This is a genomic window from Enterococcus sp. FDAARGOS_375 (assembly GCF_002393265.1).
Classification (GTDB): Bacteria; Bacillota; Bacilli; order Lactobacillales; family Enterococcaceae; genus Enterococcus_D; species Enterococcus_D innesii.
Map to the genome: position 1 here is coordinate 1,724,830 of NZ_CP023515.1, position 17,779 is coordinate 1,742,608.

A 17,779-nucleotide genomic window follows, 5' to 3' on the forward strand; every position below is an offset into this window, starting at 1 on the left:
CTTGTGTTTTTATTTTTTCTCAGGCAAAACAGGGGTGGTTTCTTGCCAATCTTCAGTCCTTTCCGCAGCGGTTTTAGGCGCAGCAGTGGGGGGTGTTTTTTCTAAGGTACTGGCAGCGACTAAGGCGGCGATGGCTACCAAAAATGCAAAAAGCAAGTAAAGCAGCCAGCTCCAAGCAACGTGGTAGCGATTGCCGATGCCTAAAAAGACCATTTGACCGACGGGTCCCCCTAGCATCACAATGGTGGAAAAGATCCCGCTGCTGATGGCGAGATGTTCTTCATCGATCTCACGAATCAGATGTGCCGAAAAGCGAGGATTGATTTTTCCAATCAGATAGCCTTCAGCAAAGAGCAGCACAATCATGAGCCAACGATTATGCAGGAAGAGAAAATTCAAGGTCAATAGACATAAAACGAAGGAGGTATAGGCAATCAAGCGAACCAGACCAGTATTCTTGAACCAGTCGGCAGCAAACAAGGCGCCAGCGACCATGCCGATGGAAGTGGCGATGCCTGCCATCGCAACGGTGTTGCCATAAGTGGCAAACCAAAGCGCAAGGTCATCCAACAGTTGGAGATTTAGCAGACCGCTCGTGCTAGCGGCTAAGGTATTGATCAGTAAGGCAAAGAGGATCATCTTTTTAAGAAAAGCCGTACCAGTCAATAATTTAAAGGTTTCCGAGAAATTCTGAAAGAGTGGTGTTGGTGCTTGATTGATTTTCCCTAGCACCGCATAAAAGAGCGAGCGGTTCCAGAAGATCACGATGGCGGCTAAGAAAAACGTCACGGCATTGATCAAACCAAAAGCGGCAAAATTATTATTCAGTAAAATGATCCCCCAAGCACCGATCCCTTGAAAGACGATTTGAACGGTGGTTTGACACGCCATTTGAAAGCCCATGGCACTGTCTAAGGCGTCAGCAGGCACAAGACGGCGAACATAGGGCAGCTGCAACCCAGAACAATAAGCGCCCAAACAATCAGATACAATGTTGATGCCTAGCAAAAGGAAGAAAGACCATAAACTAGGCGGCAGTTGGATCAAAAAAGCGAGTGCCACAAAAAGGACCCCTTGTAATAGTCGACTGCTGATCATCCATTGCACTTTGTTTTTGGTACGATCGGCTAGATAGCCAGTCAGGATCCGTAAGAGATCAGGGACTAACAGTGCCATGGAGGCTAAGGAAACAGCAAGGGCATTAAAGGGTAATGTACTGGCATAAACTACAAAGACGATATTAAATAAACTCATGCCGATGCCGCTGAGTAAGGCGGCGTTGACTAAGGCACGATAGCCTTTGTTTTGTTGATATTCTTTCATCGAAATCATCCTTTCACGTTCTACGTTGTAAAATCAGTATAGGATGCTTTATACTAAGAAGAGAAAATAATCCACTATAGTGGAATTTAAATGTACCAGGAGCGTACCAGAGGTTACTGTCACGAGTGGCTAACAGCTAAAAGAGTGGTATGTAAATAGGGGATCGTAGATTTTGTTCCTCAACATTTTATAAGGTTGAATCTAAATTTGAATCTAGATTTGAATCTAAAATAGTAGCATTTAATGGCAGAGCTTCATTCGTAAAGCAAATTTGGTTTGGCGTTTGCAGACTGATCGCTAGGAGGATGGTTATGGAAGAAGGAAAACTGTACCGACAATTGCGCAAAGAGCGTGGCTATACGATCGCTCAAGTGGCGGATGAACAAAACAGTCGCTCGTTTATCAGTAAATTTGAGCAAGGTGCTTCAAGTATCAGTATTCATCGCTTGGAACGCTTATTAGAAAATATCCATGTTACGGTGGAGGAGTTTTATTATTTACGTGCGCAGCAAAAAGGCATAAAAAGTCACGACAACCTGATGAGCTTCCCCAGCTATATGACGAGCGAATTTATGGATTTACTGGATCGAATTTTAGGGATCAACAAAGAAGCTTTCTTGAGTAACGCCCACGCCCAGCGAAGCAAAGAAGGGCTGGAGGAAATGCGCAGCGAACTGATCGCCGCTTCCAAACAGCATTCTTTTGTTTTTCTGTACCTTGAGATCACAAAGGAGATACATGAAATCAATCTCTCAGGTTCTAAACCCAATCACTCTTCTGGTGACTATATGGAAAAGCTACGCACCAAAACTCGCCCCGTCATTTCCTACCTTACGAAAGTAGACAACTGGGGCGTTTATGAGATTTTACTGTTTCGGTATTTTCAATTCTTGTTTCCTGTCGAAACCTCCTATCACTTACTGCAGATCGCTATTTCCCGCACAAAAAAAGAACAAGGCTTGTCCTTGATGCGAGAAATTCAAATGGATTTGATTTTTAGTTGTTTTACGACGTTTGTCAATTTTCGCCGCCTGGAGTGGGCAAAAGAGGTGTTGACCATTGCAGAGGAATTATTGGCAGATCGCGGAGATATGCTAAACAGCACGCATCTTCTTTGCTATCAAGGGTGGTACTGGTATATTTATGGCGATCAAGAAAAAGGACTGTTGAAAATCGACCAAGGGCTTTCAATCTTTCGCGTCTTGAAACAAACCAAAATGGTTAAATTATGGGAGCGATCGTTGCACTCCATCAAGAAAAATGCGGAAGAACCTAACAGTTATCTTATGTTTCGCTAAACGCTCTAAGGGCTAACGGGCTAGGCATTGCCCCCGCATCGAAGGGGACCTAGTCGGTAGTGGAGGCTAAGGCCACTAGAGCGAACAACTGCGGAACGCCAGCACAAAAAAAGAACCAAACTCACCGATCATTGAGCGACACCCATAAGTCAGCGTTTGCTCTAACTTATGGGGAGCGCCTCAAAAAGACGAGTTGGTTCTTTTTCGATTAGGTTTCTGGTGGTTGATCCACGAGTTGGCGTTGGTCGTCTAAAACTTGCTTTTTGGCTACTTGTTTCTGGTAAAACCAAGCAAACAGGATAAACAATGCGATGCAGCCGAAGAACAAGCAAACACCGATAACAAAGCCTTGCGGCAAGAAGGACAGTTCCAAGTGATGGGTGCCACTTGGGATCGTCACACTGATAAAGCCGTCTTGAAAGGCGGTGATTGGAACTTCTTTGCCGTCAAGCGTAGCAGTCCAGCCCTTGTCATAAGGGATGGTCGTTACAAGCTGCTGCTCTTTTTCAGTCGTGATATCGGCTTTGGCACTGCGTTTGCCGACCGTCATAGCGACCCCTCGATCTTGGATCGCATCAATGGCTTGTTGGTAAGCGTTGGTATCCAAGGTCACGACTTGCGGGTTTTGGAAGGAGATTTCAGGCGTTCCGTAGAAGCTGACGGTGAATTGAACCGTCGTATCGGTCTCATAGTGCCCTAAGTCGTAGTATTGACCGTTGATACTGATTTGCGTTTCTCGCTGCTGACCGTTGACTGTCACGGTGGCAGATGAGCTTTCCAATTCCCCAAAGTTGGCAGGGAAAAGACTCAAGTATGCTTGCGAGTTCGCTGGAACCTCCACTTGCCAAGTCACTTCTTTTGCGACATTGCTTTCTTGCTCGGTAAATTTCATATACATGCCGTCATTGGTGATATCTGTATTTTTACTATGGATCACCGTGATCGGCTGAAAGGCAAAATACTCTAAATTTAAATCCGCCAAGCCATTGAAAAGGTTTTTCTGGCTCGTCAAGTTGTCGTTTTGCGGCTGTTCAATCGATTCAATGGTTGGTTCAGCCAAGAAACCTAGCGGTAACGCATTTTGATTCTCATAAAGCTTGTATTCACCAGATTCCCCCACACGTTGAAAGCCGTATTTGGTGAGATTTGGCTTGGAGATATTGTATTTGATCCCTGTAAAAGTATCCATCAGCAAGGTATTATTCGGATAGCGGATATTTAAATTGGTGCCGCGGGACCGAAAGCCCAGCTTATCCAGGTAGCTTGAGGAATTGCGGTTACGGATCGAAGAAAACATGCTGACACCGCTGTAGCCATAATTGATACTGTCGTTGGAAGAAACAGGATCAAGGTTTTCTAATCGGAAAAAGGTATCATTGTCTTCGTTGGCTTGAGTGACTAGTTTTTTGATGTCCGGATAAGGTTCTGTATACAAACTGCGAGAAGCATAGTTCCAATCATTCAAAATTCCGCGAACCATGCCGCTCGTATTGACGGCCATTTCTCCGCAGACGAAGATCAGCAGCAAGATCGTCACTCGTTTTTGTGTTAAAAGACCTAGTTGCCCGAACCCAATACATAACAAGTAAAGAACAAAGAATACGATCGTTAGCGCAAAAGAAGTAGCGGAAACATATTCATAGGTTCCAGGTCCTTTCAATGCGTAGGAGAGGGCAAACACCACGATCGTAGAAAGACCAATAATGAGAAACAAGCCGCGATCTTTTTGCTGCAGCTGCTCCCACCCGTATCCGGCCAGCATGATCACTAAGAAGGAGAACAAATAGGCATAACGGAAAAGGAACATATTTGGGGCATGCATCCCGTGCCAAAAAAGATTCATCGGCACGATATAAAAACTGGCGATCAAAACAGCAAACATGCCAGCGTATAAGAATTTATCCTTCAAGCGGATTTTCTTCGAAACAAAATATAAAATACACAACAGCAGCGGCAACAAGCCGATATAGATGAAGGGAATGGAGCCGTATTTTGTCGTATCGTAAACACCGATCATGTTTTTCATCACGAGGTCAAAGACATCGGTGGCTTCGGTTTTAAAGGAAGAAATCGTTGTTAATTCTTCCCCGTTTGAGCGCAAATCCAATAAGGCAGGTAAGATGATCACCATTGAGGCGCCGCCAGCTAACAAGGAGGTGATGCCGTAAGGGATGATCGCCCCCCGAGCTTGCTTCCAGTTGCGCCCCAACTGAACCAAGAAATACATCACGGAAAAGAGACCGATCATGAAGCCCATGTAAAAACTGGATAAAAATAACAGCAGATAACTGATAAATAACACGACTGGTTTTTTCTTTTTCACTAACCGGTCAATACCTAAAATCACTAGCGGTAGATAGATCATGGCATCAAGCCACATGATCAGTTCCGAATGGGCGGTGATGAAGGACATCAAGGCATAACAGACGGCTAAGGTCACATGCTGCCAACGTTGGATCTTAAAGGTTTGGCTGGCATAAAACCAAAACGCCAAACCCGCACTGCCGATCTTGATCAAGGTCAAGAAGTACAACGCATCTGGCATCAGCTGATTTGGGAAAAACAAGACCAGAGGAGTGAAGATCCCACCTAAGTAATAGGAGATCAGTGCCAGATAATTCAAGCCTAAAGAGGCGTTCCATGTATAAAAGATACTTTGCTTGCCTAAGAGCATATTGCGAAAGCTGGCATGAAAGTTTGAGAATTGCGAAAAGGCATCACTGGCTAAGACACTGCGGCTGCTGCCAGGGTAGATGCCGATGGTCAAATAGATCACTGCCATGATAAGAAACGGCAAGAAGAAACTAGCAAGCATATAAGGCCAATGTTGTTTGGCAAATGTTTTTATTTTCGTCACAAGAAGTCACCTGTTCTTTATCAATTTTTTCTTAGTTTACCACAGGTGAATCGATTAAAAAAACAAAGACCTGTTTTCTTTAATGAAAACCTAAGTGAAAGCGCACCAAAGAAAAAAGGGTACAAAAAAAGCCGTTCAAAACGAACGGCCGAAAAGGTCTAATTATACGCGCTCAACTTTTCCAGATTTCAAAGCACGAGTTGACACCCAAACTTTTTTAGGTTTTCCGTCAATCATAACGCGAACTTTTTGCAAGTTAGGTTTCACAGTACGTTTTGTCGCATTCATTGCGTGAGAACGATTGTTTCCACTTGTAGTTTTACGTCCAGTAAAGTAACAAACTTTAGCCATGTGGTTATTTCCTCCTTTGCCTTGATGTTGGAGCGCTATTTCAGCTCATACCATCTGAATTTATCACAGAAAGGTGAAAAAAGCAAGAGTAATTTTCAAGAAACATTGACTTTTCCCGGTAAACATTGTAAATTAAACAAGGTCGAAATGCAAGACGTTTGGTCAGAAAGCCCCTTTTCATATGTCTCATCCTTTTATTTGCGGTACAGCTATGATAAAATATGTAAGAAGAAAGATGGGTCATGCCCATTGAAGGAGGCTATAAAATGGCTGTAAAAATTCAAACCTCATCAGGTATTATTGAAATCAGCAATGAAGTCATTGCAACAGTGGTCGGAGGCGCAGCAACAGATGTGTTCGGCATTGTTGGTATGGCTAGCAAGAAACAAATCAAAGATAACATCAATGAAATTTTACGAAAAGAAAATTATTCTCGCGGTGTCGTTGTCCGCCAAGAAGAAAACGGCATTGCAGTGGATGTATACACGATCGTCAGCTATGGAACAAAGATTTCCGAAGTTTCCCGCAACGTGCAGGAAAAAGTGAAATACAACTTAGAAACGATGCTAGGTGTATCTGCGAACTCGGTAAATGTATTTGTTCAAGGCGTACGTGTACTGCCAGATTAGGCAAGGGATCCGTTCATGGCGGATGATTTTAAGGAGGACTATCTAAGTGAAGGTAACGAATATCAGCGCAAGTCAGTTTCAAGAAATGGTGCAGGCAGGCGCGGCTCGTCTACAAGTTAATGCAGAGTTTGTCAACTCATTGAATGTGTTTCCTGTTCCAGATGGAGACACTGGGACAAACATGAATCTATCCATGACCAGTGGAGCAAAAGCGGTCGCAGATGCGACTTCAGAAAACGTCGGCGATCTTGCCGCTACACTTTCAAAAGGACTATTGATGGGCGCACGTGGGAATTCTGGCGTCATTTTATCTCAATTATTCCGCGGTTTTTCTAAAGCTATCCCAACCGCAGAAACACTCACTGCACCAGAATTGGCTCAAGCCTTTACTCATGGAGTAGAAACCGCCTATAAAGCAGTCATGAAACCTGTGGAAGGAACCATCTTGACTGTGGCACGCATCGCAGCTGAATATGGCGAGAAAAAAGCACAAACTACCGATGATTGTATCGAAGTGATGAAAGCCGTGGTTCACGGTGCAAAACGTTCATTGGCGAAAACCCCAGATCTATTGCCCGTCTTAAAAGAAGTCGGCGTGGTGGATAGCGGCGGTCAAGGATTGTTGTTCATTTATGAAGGCTTCTTAAATGCGTTGACGGGTGAATACCCAGCCGATGAAATCTTCGAACCTTCCCCAGCGGCTATGGATGAAATGGTCAATGCCGAACATCATCGCAGCGTTCAAGGACACTTAGCGACAGAAGATATCACCTTTGGTTACTGTACAGAAATCATGGTGAAGATCGGTGAAGGTCCGACTGTAGATAGTGAATTTGATTATGAAACATTCCGTAATTACTTAAATGAATTAGGGGATTCCTTATTAGTGGTCAACGACGATGAGATCATCAAAGTCCATGTCCATACGGAACATCCTGGCGAAGTCATGAATTATGGTCAAAAATTCGGCTCATTGGTGAAAATCAAAGTTGACAACATGCGTCTTCAGCATGAAACGATTTTGGAACACGACCAGCAAGGTGCAAAACCTGCACCAGTGAAACGTCCACGGACACCATTTGCGATCATCGCGATCGCGGCTGGCGAAGGCTTGAAAGAATTGTTCACTAGCCTGGGTGCTTCATATGTCATCAGTGGCGGCCAAACGATGAACCCAAGTACGGAAGACATTTTGTTGGCGATCAATGAAGTTAATGCCGACCAAGTGATCGTTCTACCAAATAACAAAAACATCTTTATGGCTGCGCAGCAAGCAGCGGAAGTTTCCGAGATTCCAGTAGCGGTTGTTGAAACACGGACGATCTCACAAGGGATGACAGCGATGCTGGCATTCCACGAGCAATCCACACTAGCTGAAAATCAGCAAGCTATGACCGATGTTTTAGCAAGTGTTGTCAGCGGATCAGTGACTCATGCGATCCGTAATACATCAATTGATGGCATCGAAATCACAGAAGGCGACTTCTTAGGAATGGTCGACGGCAAAATCGTTGTTTCTGTTCCTGATCGTTTCTCTGCTTCCATGACTACCTTAGAAAAAATGATCACAGAAGATACTGAGATCGTCACCATCATTATCGGTGAAGAAGGCAAAGCCAAAGAAGCAGCGAAAATCGAAGAAGCGATCGTTGAACTGCATCCTGAGATCGAAGTAGAGATCCATCAAGGCGATCAGCCAGTTTATCCGTATCTTTTCTCAGCAGAATAAACAAATTAGGCGGCGGGGGCAAAAATCGTAGATGATTTTTGGCTCCGTCTTTTTCTATGAATGCAGGAATCTCTGCAATAAATAAAATCACTTTGGAAAAGGAGGGTACCTATGCTGAATCAGCCACTTACGGTATTAAAGGGTGTCGGAGAAAAACGCGCCCAAGACTTGGCGAGTTTAGGGATCGAAACCATTGAAGACCTGCTGAAGTATTATCCGTTTCGTTATGAAGACATTCAAGAACGGCAATTAGCGGAGATTCAAGACCAAGAAAAAGTAACGATCAAGGGGATCGTCGTTTCCCCGCCGGTCGTCAATCGCTTTGGCTATAAGAAAAGTCGGTTGCAATTTCGCATGATGCAAGACCACGATGTCTTTAATGTCTCCTTTTTCAATCAGCCTTATTTGAAGGATAAAGTAGAGGTTTCAGAAGAGATCGCCGTCTATGGCAAATGGGACGCCAAACGCAAAGGATTGACGGGGATGAAAATTCTCGGCAGCAAGAGCGCAGAAGACTTTGCCCCCATTTATCATGTCAATAAAGCCGTGCGTCAAAGTGTGTTGATCGAACTGATCAAACAGGCATTCCTTGATTTTGGTGATCAGATCACAGAGATCTTGCCTTTGTCATTGATTGAAAAATATCGCTTGTTGGATCGGAAATCCGCGATGTTTGCGATGCACTTTCCTAAAGATCCCCAAGAGAGTCATCAAGCGAAGCGTCGGGTGATTTTTGAAGAGTTCTTTTTGTTCCAAATGCAGATCCAAGGACTGAAGAAAAGCGAAAAAGCCGAGAAAAACGGCTTGGCGATCGATTATGATGTGCAACGCTTGAAAGAGTTTACTCGTAAACTGCCCTTTGAATTGACGAATGCGCAAAAGCGCGTGACCAATGAAATCTGCCATGACCTGAAAAGTCCGCAGCACATGCAGCGACTCTTGCAAGGAGATGTAGGAAGCGGAAAAACAGTCGTGGCGGCGATCGCCCTTTATGCCACGATGACGGCTGGCTTTCAAGGCGCGCTGATGGTGCCGACTGAGATTTTGGCCCAACAGCATCTAGAGAGCTTGAATCAACTCTTTGACCCCTTAGAAGTGACCACCGCTCTTTTAACAGGCTCGACCAAACCAAAAGAACGGCGGGTCATCTTAGAACAATTAGCAGCTGGGGAGATCGACATCATCGTTGGGACCCATGCGCTGATCCAAGAAGGGGTAGACTTTGCACATCTTGGCTTAGTCATCACCGATGAACAACACCGTTTCGGGGTCAATCAGCGAAAAGTCTTAAGGGAAAAAGGCTATCTGCCTGATGTACTCTTTATGACCGCCACGCCGATCCCTCGTACGCTAGCGATCACGGCTTATGGCGAAATGGATGTTTCGGTGATCGATGAGATGCCGGCAGGACGGATTCCTGTAGAGACTCGCTGGGTCCGGCCACCGCAGTTTGAATCGATCTTAGAGTGGGCGCAAAAAGAATTGGCACAAGGGCATCAGATGTATGTCATCTGTCCTTTGATCGAAGAATCCGAAATGCTGGATGTCAAGAATGCCACGGAGATTTATGAGCAGCTGCAAAGTTACTTTTCTCCTACTTATCAAGTGGGAATGCTGCATGGGAAAATGAAGAATCAAGAAAAAGACAGCATCATGGAAGCTTTCAAAGAAAATCAACTGCAGATCTTGGTTTCCACGACGGTCATCGAAGTAGGGGTCAATGTCCCCAATGCGACAGTGATGCTGATCATTGACGCCGATCGCTTCGGGTTAGCCCAGCTTCATCAATTGCGTGGACGGGTAGGGCGCGGTGCCGATGCTTCTTACTGTATATTGATCGCAAACCCGAAGAATGAGACAGGGGTCGAGCGAATGAAGATCATGACAGAAACCACCAACGGCTTTGTAGTCAGCGAAAAAGATTTGCAGTTGCGAGGACCAGGAGAAGTCTTCGGCAATCGACAATCGGGCTTGCCAGAGTTTGCGGCTGCCGATTTGGTCGCAGATGCCCATATTCTAGAAGTGGCACAAGTCGAAGCTGCCCAGCTTTGGCAAAAAAATGGCTGGCAGCTGTTGCCAGAATTTTCGGCATTGGCGAACTATTTAGCAGCAAAAAAAGCAGACAAACAATTTTTTGATTAAAGAATATGCTATACTGATTGGGAAAATGAAGGGAGTGGCAGCGAGATGCGGATTGCTGTTGATGCAATGGGCGGAGACAACGCCCCAAAAGCGATCGTAGAAGGGGTTATGCTGGCGAAAAAAGATTTTCCAGAGATTGAATTCCTCCTTTACGGAAAAGAAAATGAAATCAAAAAATACATGACGGATGATAAAAATGTCACTATTATCCACACAGATGAAAAAATCAATAGTGATGATGAACCTGTTAAAGCAATCAGACGAAAAAAAACGGCCTCAATGGTCTTAGCGGCACAAGCAGTGAAAAATGGCGAAGCAGATGCGATTTTTTCAGCCGGAAATACCGGTGCTTTATTAGCGGCCGGGTTGTTCATCGTTGGTCGGATCAAAGGGATCGACCGTCCCGGATTGATGTCCACAATGCCAGTGATCGGCAAAGATGCTGGCTTTGACATGCTGGATCTAGGCGCTAATGCCGACAATAAACCAGAACATTTGGCAAACTATGCCGTCTTAGGGTCCTTTTATGCCCAAAAAGTTCGCGGGATCAATCGACCAAGGGTCGGCTTGTTAAATAACGGAACGGAAGAAACCAAAGGCAGCGAATTGACGAAAAAAGCCTTTGAACTGCTTTCGCAAGACCCTACGATCCATTTTATCGGTAATGTCGAGGCTCGGGAATTATTGGATGGTGCAGCTGACGTCGTCGTGACAGATGGCTTTACTGGAAATGCTGTTTTGAAATCGATCGAAGGAACTGCCTTGAACTTAATGGCGTTGTTGAAGCAATCGATTCTTGATTCAGGTACCAAAGGGAAATTAGGGGCGTTGTTACTGAAGGATGCGTTGCGAAAAGTAAAAAATGAGATGGATTATGCGAAACATGGCGGGGCCGTATTATTTGGTTTGAAAGCACCAGTCATCAAAACCCATGGGGCGACAGGACCAGAAGCGGTAGCGTACACCATCAAGCAGATCCATACGATGCTAGCAACAGATGTTGTGGCCCAATTAGTCGCCCACTTTGAAGAAATGCCGACTGCAAAAGACGAAACGCAATCATAATGCAATCATTGTAATGAAATTGCAAAAATATCTAGACAAAAAGCATAGAAAGCAGTACAATGTTTGTTAGCCATTCTATGTTTTGTGCAAACGCGTGGAGGTGAAGCCAGTTGACACGAGATGAAGTATTCAAGAAAGTTGCGGTCGTGATCGCCAATCATTTTGAAATTGACGCAGAGAACGTAACGGATACGATGAGCATTAAAGACGACTTGAACGCTGATTCGATCAGTGTGATGGAATTCGTCCTTGAACTAGAAGATGAATTTGGTACAGAGATTTCTGATGAAGATGCCGAGCAGATCGAAACAGTCGGTGGAGCGGTTGATTATATTTCAAGCCATCTTGCTTAAGACAGACATAAGAGCTAAGTCCTAGATGACTTAGCTCTTTCTTTCTCATAATTGATCCGCCGTGATTTGGGCGGCTTTTCTTCAAAAATGCAATCTAAAAAACGATGGTTAAACCTGACATAGCGGCGTTGGAAGCGTAATGTAAATTTTCTGAAAATTCAGTGTTTTAAGTTTTCTGGGACTTGCATTATTGTTAGCATTTCTATATAATTATTAAGAATATATTATACAATGTTAAGAAAGCTTTTGGAAATGAAATGCATGTTCCTTCTTTTTTTACATTAAAACGCAAGACATCTTAGAAAGTAGAGAGGGGTATTCGATTGTCCAGAGATAATCAATTACTAGATGTTCAAAACCTTCACACAGGTTTTCGTATCAAAGACGATTACTATGACGCAGTAGATGGTATTTCTTTTACACTGGATCGTAATGAGATCTTAGCAATCGTAGGAGAATCTGGTTGCGGAAAAAGTACGTTAGCTACAACGATCATGGGGCTACATGATCCAAACAACACGAAAATCACTGGAGAAATCTTATATAAAGATTTAAACTTGTCAAACTTAAACGAAACGTTATACAACAAAATTCGCGGAAATGATATTGGGATGATTTTCCAAGATCCGTTGTCTGCACTGAATCCGTTGATGCGGATCGAAGACCAAATCAAAGAAGGCTTGTCTTATCATACAGATATGAATGCCGAACAGCGCCAAGCACGGGCATTAGAATTATTAGAACAAGTTGGGATCCCGAATCCACCGCGAGTAGGACGTCAATACCCTCATGAATTGTCAGGTGGGATGCGTCAGCGGGTCATCATTGCGATCGCGATTGCTTGTAAACCACCAATCATTATTGCCGATGAACCAACGACCGCGTTGGACGTGACGATCCAAGCACAGATCCTTGATCTACTAAAAGATTTGCAAGAAGAAACGCAAACGGGGATCATTTTGATCACCCACGATTTAGGTGTCGTAGCAGAGATGGCCGACCGAGTAGCCGTAATGTACGGGGGACAGTTTGTGGAAGTCGCAACAGCCGAAGAGTTGTTTGCCAATCCGAAACATCCATACACCCGCTCACTGCTTAACTCGATCCCTCAAGAAAACTCACAAGACAGTGAACTGCATGTGATCGAGGGCGTGGTTCCTTCCTTGAAAAATATGCCTCGGACCGGTTGTCGGTTTGCCGCACGGATTCCTTGGATCGCTGAAAGCGACCACGAAGCAAACCCAGTCTTGCATGAAGTAGCACCTGATCATTTGGTCCGTTGCACATGCTACAAGCATTTTCATTTTAGAGACGAAGAAGGAGAAGTGTAGATGACAGAATTAATTACAATCAAAGATCTGAAAGTCCACTATCCTATTCGCAGCGGATTCTTCAACCGTGTCACGGACCATGTGTATGCCGTTGACGGTGTGGACTTCATCATAGAAAAAGGAAAAACCTACGGATTGGTTGGTGAGTCTGGTTCTGGTAAATCCACGACGGGTAAAGCCATCGTTGGGTTAGAAAAAATCACCAGTGGCGAAATCATTTATGATGGGCAAGACGTGACCAAACGTTCCGTCCGCAAAAAAATGAACTACAACAAAGATGTCCAAATGATTTTCCAAGATTCAATGTCTAGCTTGAATCCTAAAAAACGCGTGGTAGACATTATCGCAGAACCATTGCGCAACTTTGAACGCTTAAGCGATCAAGAAGAGAAAACACGTGTGAAAAGTTTGTTGGATATCGTTGGGATGCCAGAAGATGCCCTATACAAATATCCTCACGAGTTCTCTGGTGGACAACGTCAGCGGTTAGGGGTTGCCCGCGCGGTAGCATCCAATCCAAAACTGATCGTTGCCGATGAGCCGGTTTCAGCCCTTGACTTATCCGTTCAAGCGCAGGTACTGAACTTTATGAAACGGATCCAGCAAGAATTTGGCTTAAGTTTCTTATTTATCTCTCATGACTTAGGGGTCGTAAAACACATGTGCGACAATATCGCCATCATGTACAAAGGCCGCTTCGTTGAGATCGGGACACGGGAAGACATCTACCAAGACCCGCGTCACATCTATACAAAACGTTTATTATCAGCGATTCCTCAAATCGACGTAAAAAATCGCGATGCTCACAAAGAAAACCGTCGCAAGGTCGAGTTGGAATATGTGACCCATCAAAAAGATTACTACGACGAATCTGGCAGAGTGTATGACTTGCGTAAAATCACCGAGTCGCACCAAGTCGCATTGAAAAACGGGGGTGCTGAATAATGTGGAAAACAATTCTACGTCGTTTGTTGTTGATGATCCCGCAAGTCATTATTTTGAGTATCTTGATTTTCTTGATCGCACAAGCAATGCCTGGGGATCCATTTACTGGTTTGATCAATCCAAACCAAGATCCAGCTGTTATTGAGCGGATGCGTGAAGCCGCTGGTTTGAATGACCCATGGTATACCCAGTATTTCCGTTGGATCGGAAATGCCTTAAAAGGGGACTTTGGACAAAGCTTTATCTATAAATTGCCTGTTTCAACATTATTAGCAGGACGTATCAGCAATACATTGTGGTTATCTTTATTGACGGTCATTTTGACTTACGTGATTGCCATTCCTTTAGGGATGTGGGCAGGACGTTACCAAAATTCATTGCTTGATAAAGTCGTCGTTGTTTACAACTTCTTCAGTTTCGCCGTACCGTTGTTTATCTTTGCGTTGATCGCATTGTTCATCTTCGGTTACCGATTGGCTTGGTTCCCAACGGGTGGTTCCGTTGCACCGGGGGTCAGCGGCATGGCTGAGTTTTGGAGTCGTTTGTATCACCTACTATTACCGGCAATCACTTCTGCATTATTAGGAACAGCAGTGACGATCCAATACTTGCGAAGTGAAGTCATTGATTCGAAATCATTGGATTTCGTTCGTACCGCTCGTTCAAAAGGGGTACCAACGAATAAAGTCTTCTCACGTCACGTTTTCCGGAATGCATCGTTGCCGATCGCATCACAAATGGGCTACGAGATCACGTCATTGATCGCAGGTTCTGTGGTCATTGAGAAAATCTTCGCCTACCCAGGTGTCGGAAAACTGTTTATCGATAGTATCGTCCAACGGGACTATGCCGTGATCACTTCACTAACATTGATCTTAGGACTAGCGACCTTGATCGGTACGCTACTGTCAGATATCATCATGAGTATTGTCGATCCAAGAATCAGAATCCAGTAATAGGAGGGGATAAATGTGTCTGAAAAGAAAGAAAAAGTACTAAAACAAGAGAGCATCCCGCCTATGGGATTGAAAATGATTTTTCGCGAATTCTTAAAAGATAAAATGGCGATCTTTTCATTAGTTTTGTTAGTCGCAGTTTTATTATTCGTGTTTATCGGCTCGGCAGTTATCGATCAATCACAAGTGATGCGTGTCAGCATCCTTGATAAATACGCTGTACCTGGCGCGATTTCGCCAAACGGCGGCACCTACCTTTTAGGGGCGGATGAAGGTGGCCGTGATGTTTGGGGACAATTGATCATCGGTGCGCGTAACTCAATCTTGATTGGTTTTTCAATCACGATCATTACGTCGATCGTTGGGGTCGGACTAGGGATCATCTCAGGTTATTATGGCGGTATCATTGATAATATTTTGATGCGTATCGTTGACTTCGTTATGATTTTACCGATCATGCTGATCATTATCGTTATCGTATCGATCGTACCTCGTTATAACGTTTGGACCTTTATATGGGTCATGAGTGCCTTTTACTGGGTCGGAAAAGCAAGGCTCTTCCGAAGTAAGACCCTTTCAGAAGGCCGTCGCGACTATGTTAGTGCATCGAAAACTCTCGGAACCAATGACTTTGTCATCATGTTCCGCGAAATCATGCCGAACCTTAGCTCATTGATCATCACCAACTTAACAATGAACTTTGCAGCGAATATCGGTATTGAAACGACACTAACATTCTTAGGTTTTGGTCTGCCGACCAATGTTCCAAGTTTGGGGACACTGATCGGGTATGCCAGCAGCGGTGATGTGCTGGTCAACAGACAGTGGATCTGGTTACCCGCATCAATTCTAATTTTAGTCTTGATGTTGAGTATCAATTACGTTGGTCAAGCATTTAAGCGTTCAGCGGATGCGCGCCAACGACTAGGATAAACAAGGAGGATACAGGATGAAGAAAAATATTTTTGGTATGGTCACTCTTTTGTCAGTGTTAGCATTGGCAGCGTGTGGCAGCAACGGCGGCGGAACCGATTCTTCTGGTGGCGGTAATTCAGCGACAGAAACAGAAGATATCAGCTCAATGCCAACAGAAGTCAAGAATGACGAGGATGCAATTGAAGGCGGAACATTGGATGTTGCAGTAGTGATGGATACGCAATTCCAAGGGTTGTTCCAAACAGAATTTTATCAAGATAACTATGATGCACAATTTATGCAACCAAGTAATGAAAGTTTATTCTTAACAGACGCTGATTTCCGAATCGTTGATGGTGGTGCGGCTAATCTTGAATTAGACGAAGAAAACAACACAGCAACGATCACATTGCGTGATAACTTGAAATGGTCTGACGGTGAAGATGTAACGGCAGATGACGTGATCTTTTCTTATGAAGTAATCGGTCATAAAGATTATACAGGTATCCGTTACGATAATAACTTTACTAACATTGTTGGTATGGAAGATTATCATGATGGCAAAGCTGATACAATTTCTGGTATCACCAAAGAAAGTGACAAAGTCGTTAAAATTCAATACAAAGAAGTTCACCCTGGTATGATGCAAGCCGGTGGCGGTATTTGGTCTTCAGCATTACCAAAACACGCCTTTGAAGGAATTGAAGTCAAAGATATGGAATCAAGCGATCCTGTTCGTAAAAATCCAATCGTCTTTGGTCCTTACGTGATGTCAAATATCGTTGCGGGAGAATCTGTTGAGTATGTACCAAATGAGTACTACTACGGCGGCGCTCCTAAAATGGATAAATTATCATTTAAAGCTGTTCCAACTTCTTCAATCGTAGAAGCTTTGAATGCAAAACAATATGATATTGCATTGTCAATGCCAACAGATACGTACCCAACATACAAAGATACAGATGGCTACCAAATCTTAGGTCGTCCTGAACAAGCCTATACTTATATCGGCTTTAAATTGGGAACTTGGAATGATGAAGAAGGAAAAGTTAATTACGATCCTGATTCAAAAATGGCGGATAAATCATTGCGTCAAGCAATGGGCTATGCATTAGATAATGATGCTGTCGGAAGTCGTTTCTACAATGGCTTGCGTACAAATGCAACGACATTGATCCCACCAGTATTCGGCACATTGCACAACACCGAAGTAGAAGGCTACACTTTAAACATCGACAAAGCAAATCAATTACTTGATGATGCTGGCTACAAAGATGTTGATGGTGATGGCATGCGTGAAGACAAAAATGGTGAGAAATTGACCATCAACTTTGCTTCAATGTCAGGTGGCGAAACAGCACAACCATTAGCAGATTACTACATCCAACAATGGAATGAAATCGGACTTGATGTACAATACACCACAGGTCGTTTGATCGACTTCCAAGCATTCTATGACAAGTTGAAAAATGATGATCCTGAAGTTGATGTTTACCAAGGTGCATGGGGAACTGGATCAGATCCTTCTCCAACTGGCCTTTATGGACCAAACTCAGCATTCAACTACACTCGTTTTGAATCTGAAGAAAACACGAAGCTATTAGAAGCAATCGATTCAAAAGATTCATTTGACGAAACAAAACGTAAAGAAGCATTTGATGCATGGCAAGAATACGCTGCAGATGAAGCATTCGTAATCCCAACACTTTATCGGAATGAAGTTTTACCAATTTCAAACCGCGTGAAAGACTTTACATGGGCATATGATGCAGACCATAATACATGGGCAACAGTTTCAGTTACAGCGGAATCTCGTTAATCAATGATCGTTGAAAAGACGTCCTTTCTGGGACGTCTTTTTTTTCTGTTTTTTTGCGGGTATCTG

14 protein-coding genes are annotated in these 17,779 nt (G+C 43.9%); 11 read left to right on the forward strand and 3 right to left on the reverse strand.

Annotation, left to right across the window (positions count from 1 at the left end; genetic code table 11):
- Positions 1-9: 9 nt before the first annotated feature.
- A complete protein-coding gene (locus CO692_RS09410) occupies positions 10-1,323 on the reverse strand; it encodes an MFS transporter (protein WP_096742108.1) in 1,314 nt (437 codons plus the stop codon).
- 311 nt (positions 1,324-1,634) lie between these two features.
- Between CO692_RS09410 and CO692_RS09415 the strand changes: the two genes are divergently transcribed.
- Complete coding sequence (locus tag CO692_RS09415; RefSeq protein WP_096742109.1) at positions 1,635-2,621, forward strand: Rgg/GadR/MutR family transcriptional regulator; 987 nt, start codon at positions 1,635-1,637, stop codon at positions 2,619-2,621.
- A 208-nt stretch (positions 2,622-2,829) separates the two neighbouring features.
- Here CO692_RS09415 and CO692_RS09420 read toward each other — a convergent pair whose 3' ends face one another.
- Together CO692_RS09420 and rpmB are read right to left on the reverse strand one after the other, a co-directional pair.
- A complete protein-coding gene (locus tag CO692_RS09420; RefSeq protein WP_096742110.1) occupies positions 2,830-5,478 on the reverse strand; it encodes a YfhO family protein in 2,649 nt (882 codons plus the stop codon).
- Positions 5,479-5,640: 162 nt separating this feature from the next.
- A complete protein-coding gene (rpmB, locus tag CO692_RS09430; protein ID WP_003128045.1) occupies positions 5,641-5,829 on the reverse strand; it encodes a 50S ribosomal protein L28 in 189 nt (62 codons plus the stop codon).
- 266 nt (positions 5,830-6,095) lie between these two features.
- Between rpmB and CO692_RS09440 the strand changes: the two genes are divergently transcribed.
- The 10 genes from CO692_RS09440 to CO692_RS09485 all read left to right on the forward strand — a co-directional run bounded on the left by CO692_RS09440 (position 6,096) and on the right by CO692_RS09485 (position 17,713).
- Entirely contained in the window at positions 6,096-6,458 is a 363-nt protein-coding gene (locus CO692_RS09440; RefSeq protein WP_005227125.1) for an Asp23/Gls24 family envelope stress response protein, read from the forward strand.
- 46 nt (positions 6,459-6,504) lie between these two features.
- Complete coding sequence (locus CO692_RS09445; protein ID WP_005227126.1) at positions 6,505-8,187, forward strand: DAK2 domain-containing protein; 1,683 nt, start codon at positions 6,505-6,507, stop codon at positions 8,185-8,187.
- 111 nt (positions 8,188-8,298) lie between these two features.
- On the forward strand, positions 8,299-10,329 hold the full coding sequence (gene recG / locus CO692_RS09450; RefSeq protein WP_015508817.1) for an ATP-dependent DNA helicase RecG: 2,031 nt from the start codon (positions 8,299-8,301) through the stop codon (positions 10,327-10,329).
- A 45-nt stretch (positions 10,330-10,374) separates the two neighbouring features.
- Positions 10,375-11,394, forward strand: a complete 1,020-nt coding sequence (plsX, locus tag CO692_RS09455) for a phosphate acyltransferase PlsX (RefSeq protein ID WP_077453897.1) — start codon at positions 10,375-10,377, stop codon at positions 11,392-11,394.
- A 110-nt stretch (positions 11,395-11,504) separates the two neighbouring features.
- Positions 11,505-11,747: an acyl carrier protein gene (acpP, locus tag CO692_RS09460; RefSeq protein ID WP_005227129.1), complete on the forward strand. Its 243-nt coding sequence runs from the start codon at positions 11,505-11,507 to the stop codon at positions 11,745-11,747.
- A 323-nt stretch (positions 11,748-12,070) separates the two neighbouring features.
- Positions 12,071-13,078 (forward strand): ABC transporter ATP-binding protein, encoded by a 1,008-nt coding sequence (locus tag CO692_RS09465; RefSeq protein ID WP_086293773.1) that lies wholly within the window; start codon positions 12,071-12,073, stop codon positions 13,076-13,078.
- Positions 13,079-14,023, forward strand: a complete 945-nt coding sequence (locus tag CO692_RS09470; protein WP_077453896.1) for an ABC transporter ATP-binding protein — start codon at positions 13,079-13,081, stop codon at positions 14,021-14,023.
- Positions 14,023-14,979 (forward strand): oligopeptide ABC transporter permease, encoded by a 957-nt coding sequence (opp4B, locus tag CO692_RS09475; protein ID WP_086293775.1) that lies wholly within the window; start codon positions 14,023-14,025, stop codon positions 14,977-14,979. Before CO692_RS09470 ends, opp4B begins: the two co-directional genes overlap by 1 nt.
- A 63-nt stretch (positions 14,980-15,042) precedes the next feature.
- The gene (locus CO692_RS09480) at positions 15,043-15,912 is read left to right on the forward strand and encodes an ABC transporter permease (RefSeq protein WP_153883525.1); all 870 of its coding nucleotides are present in this window, start codon (positions 15,043-15,045) and stop codon (positions 15,910-15,912) included.
- Positions 15,913-15,928: 16 nt separating this feature from the next.
- A complete protein-coding gene (locus tag CO692_RS09485) occupies positions 15,929-17,713 on the forward strand; it encodes an oligopeptide ABC transporter substrate-binding protein (RefSeq protein ID WP_096742111.1) in 1,785 nt (594 codons plus the stop codon).
- Positions 17,714-17,779 lie beyond the last annotated feature (66 nt).

What these genes read in the sequence shown, in the direction of transcription:
- CO692_RS09410 (WP_096742108.1), bottom strand. Translation starts at nt 1,323, where the DNA reads ATGAAAGAATATCAACAAAACAAAGGCTATCGTGCCTTAGTCAACGCC.
- CO692_RS09415 (WP_096742109.1), top strand. Translation starts at nt 1,635, where the DNA reads ATGGAAGAAGGAAAACTGTACCGACAATTGCGCAAAGAGCGTGGCTAT.
- rpmB (WP_003128045.1), bottom strand. Translation starts at nt 5,829, where the DNA reads ATGGCTAAAGTTTGTTACTTTACTGGACGTAAAACTACAAGTGGAAAC.
- CO692_RS09440 (WP_005227125.1), top strand. Translation starts at nt 6,096, where the DNA reads ATGGCTGTAAAAATTCAAACCTCATCAGGTATTATTGAAATCAGCAAT.
- recG (WP_015508817.1), top strand. Translation starts at nt 8,299, where the DNA reads ATGCTGAATCAGCCACTTACGGTATTAAAGGGTGTCGGAGAAAAACGC.
- plsX (WP_077453897.1), top strand. Translation starts at nt 10,375, where the DNA reads ATGCGGATTGCTGTTGATGCAATGGGCGGAGACAACGCCCCAAAAGCG.
- CO692_RS09470 (WP_077453896.1), top strand. Translation starts at nt 13,079, where the DNA reads ATGACAGAATTAATTACAATCAAAGATCTGAAAGTCCACTATCCTATT.
- opp4B (WP_086293775.1), top strand. Translation starts at nt 14,023, where the DNA reads ATGTGGAAAACAATTCTACGTCGTTTGTTGTTGATGATCCCGCAAGTC.
- CO692_RS09480 (WP_153883525.1), top strand. Translation starts at nt 15,043, where the DNA reads ATGGGATTGAAAATGATTTTTCGCGAATTCTTAAAAGATAAAATGGCG.
- CO692_RS09485 (WP_096742111.1), top strand. Translation starts at nt 15,929, where the DNA reads ATGAAGAAAAATATTTTTGGTATGGTCACTCTTTTGTCAGTGTTAGCA.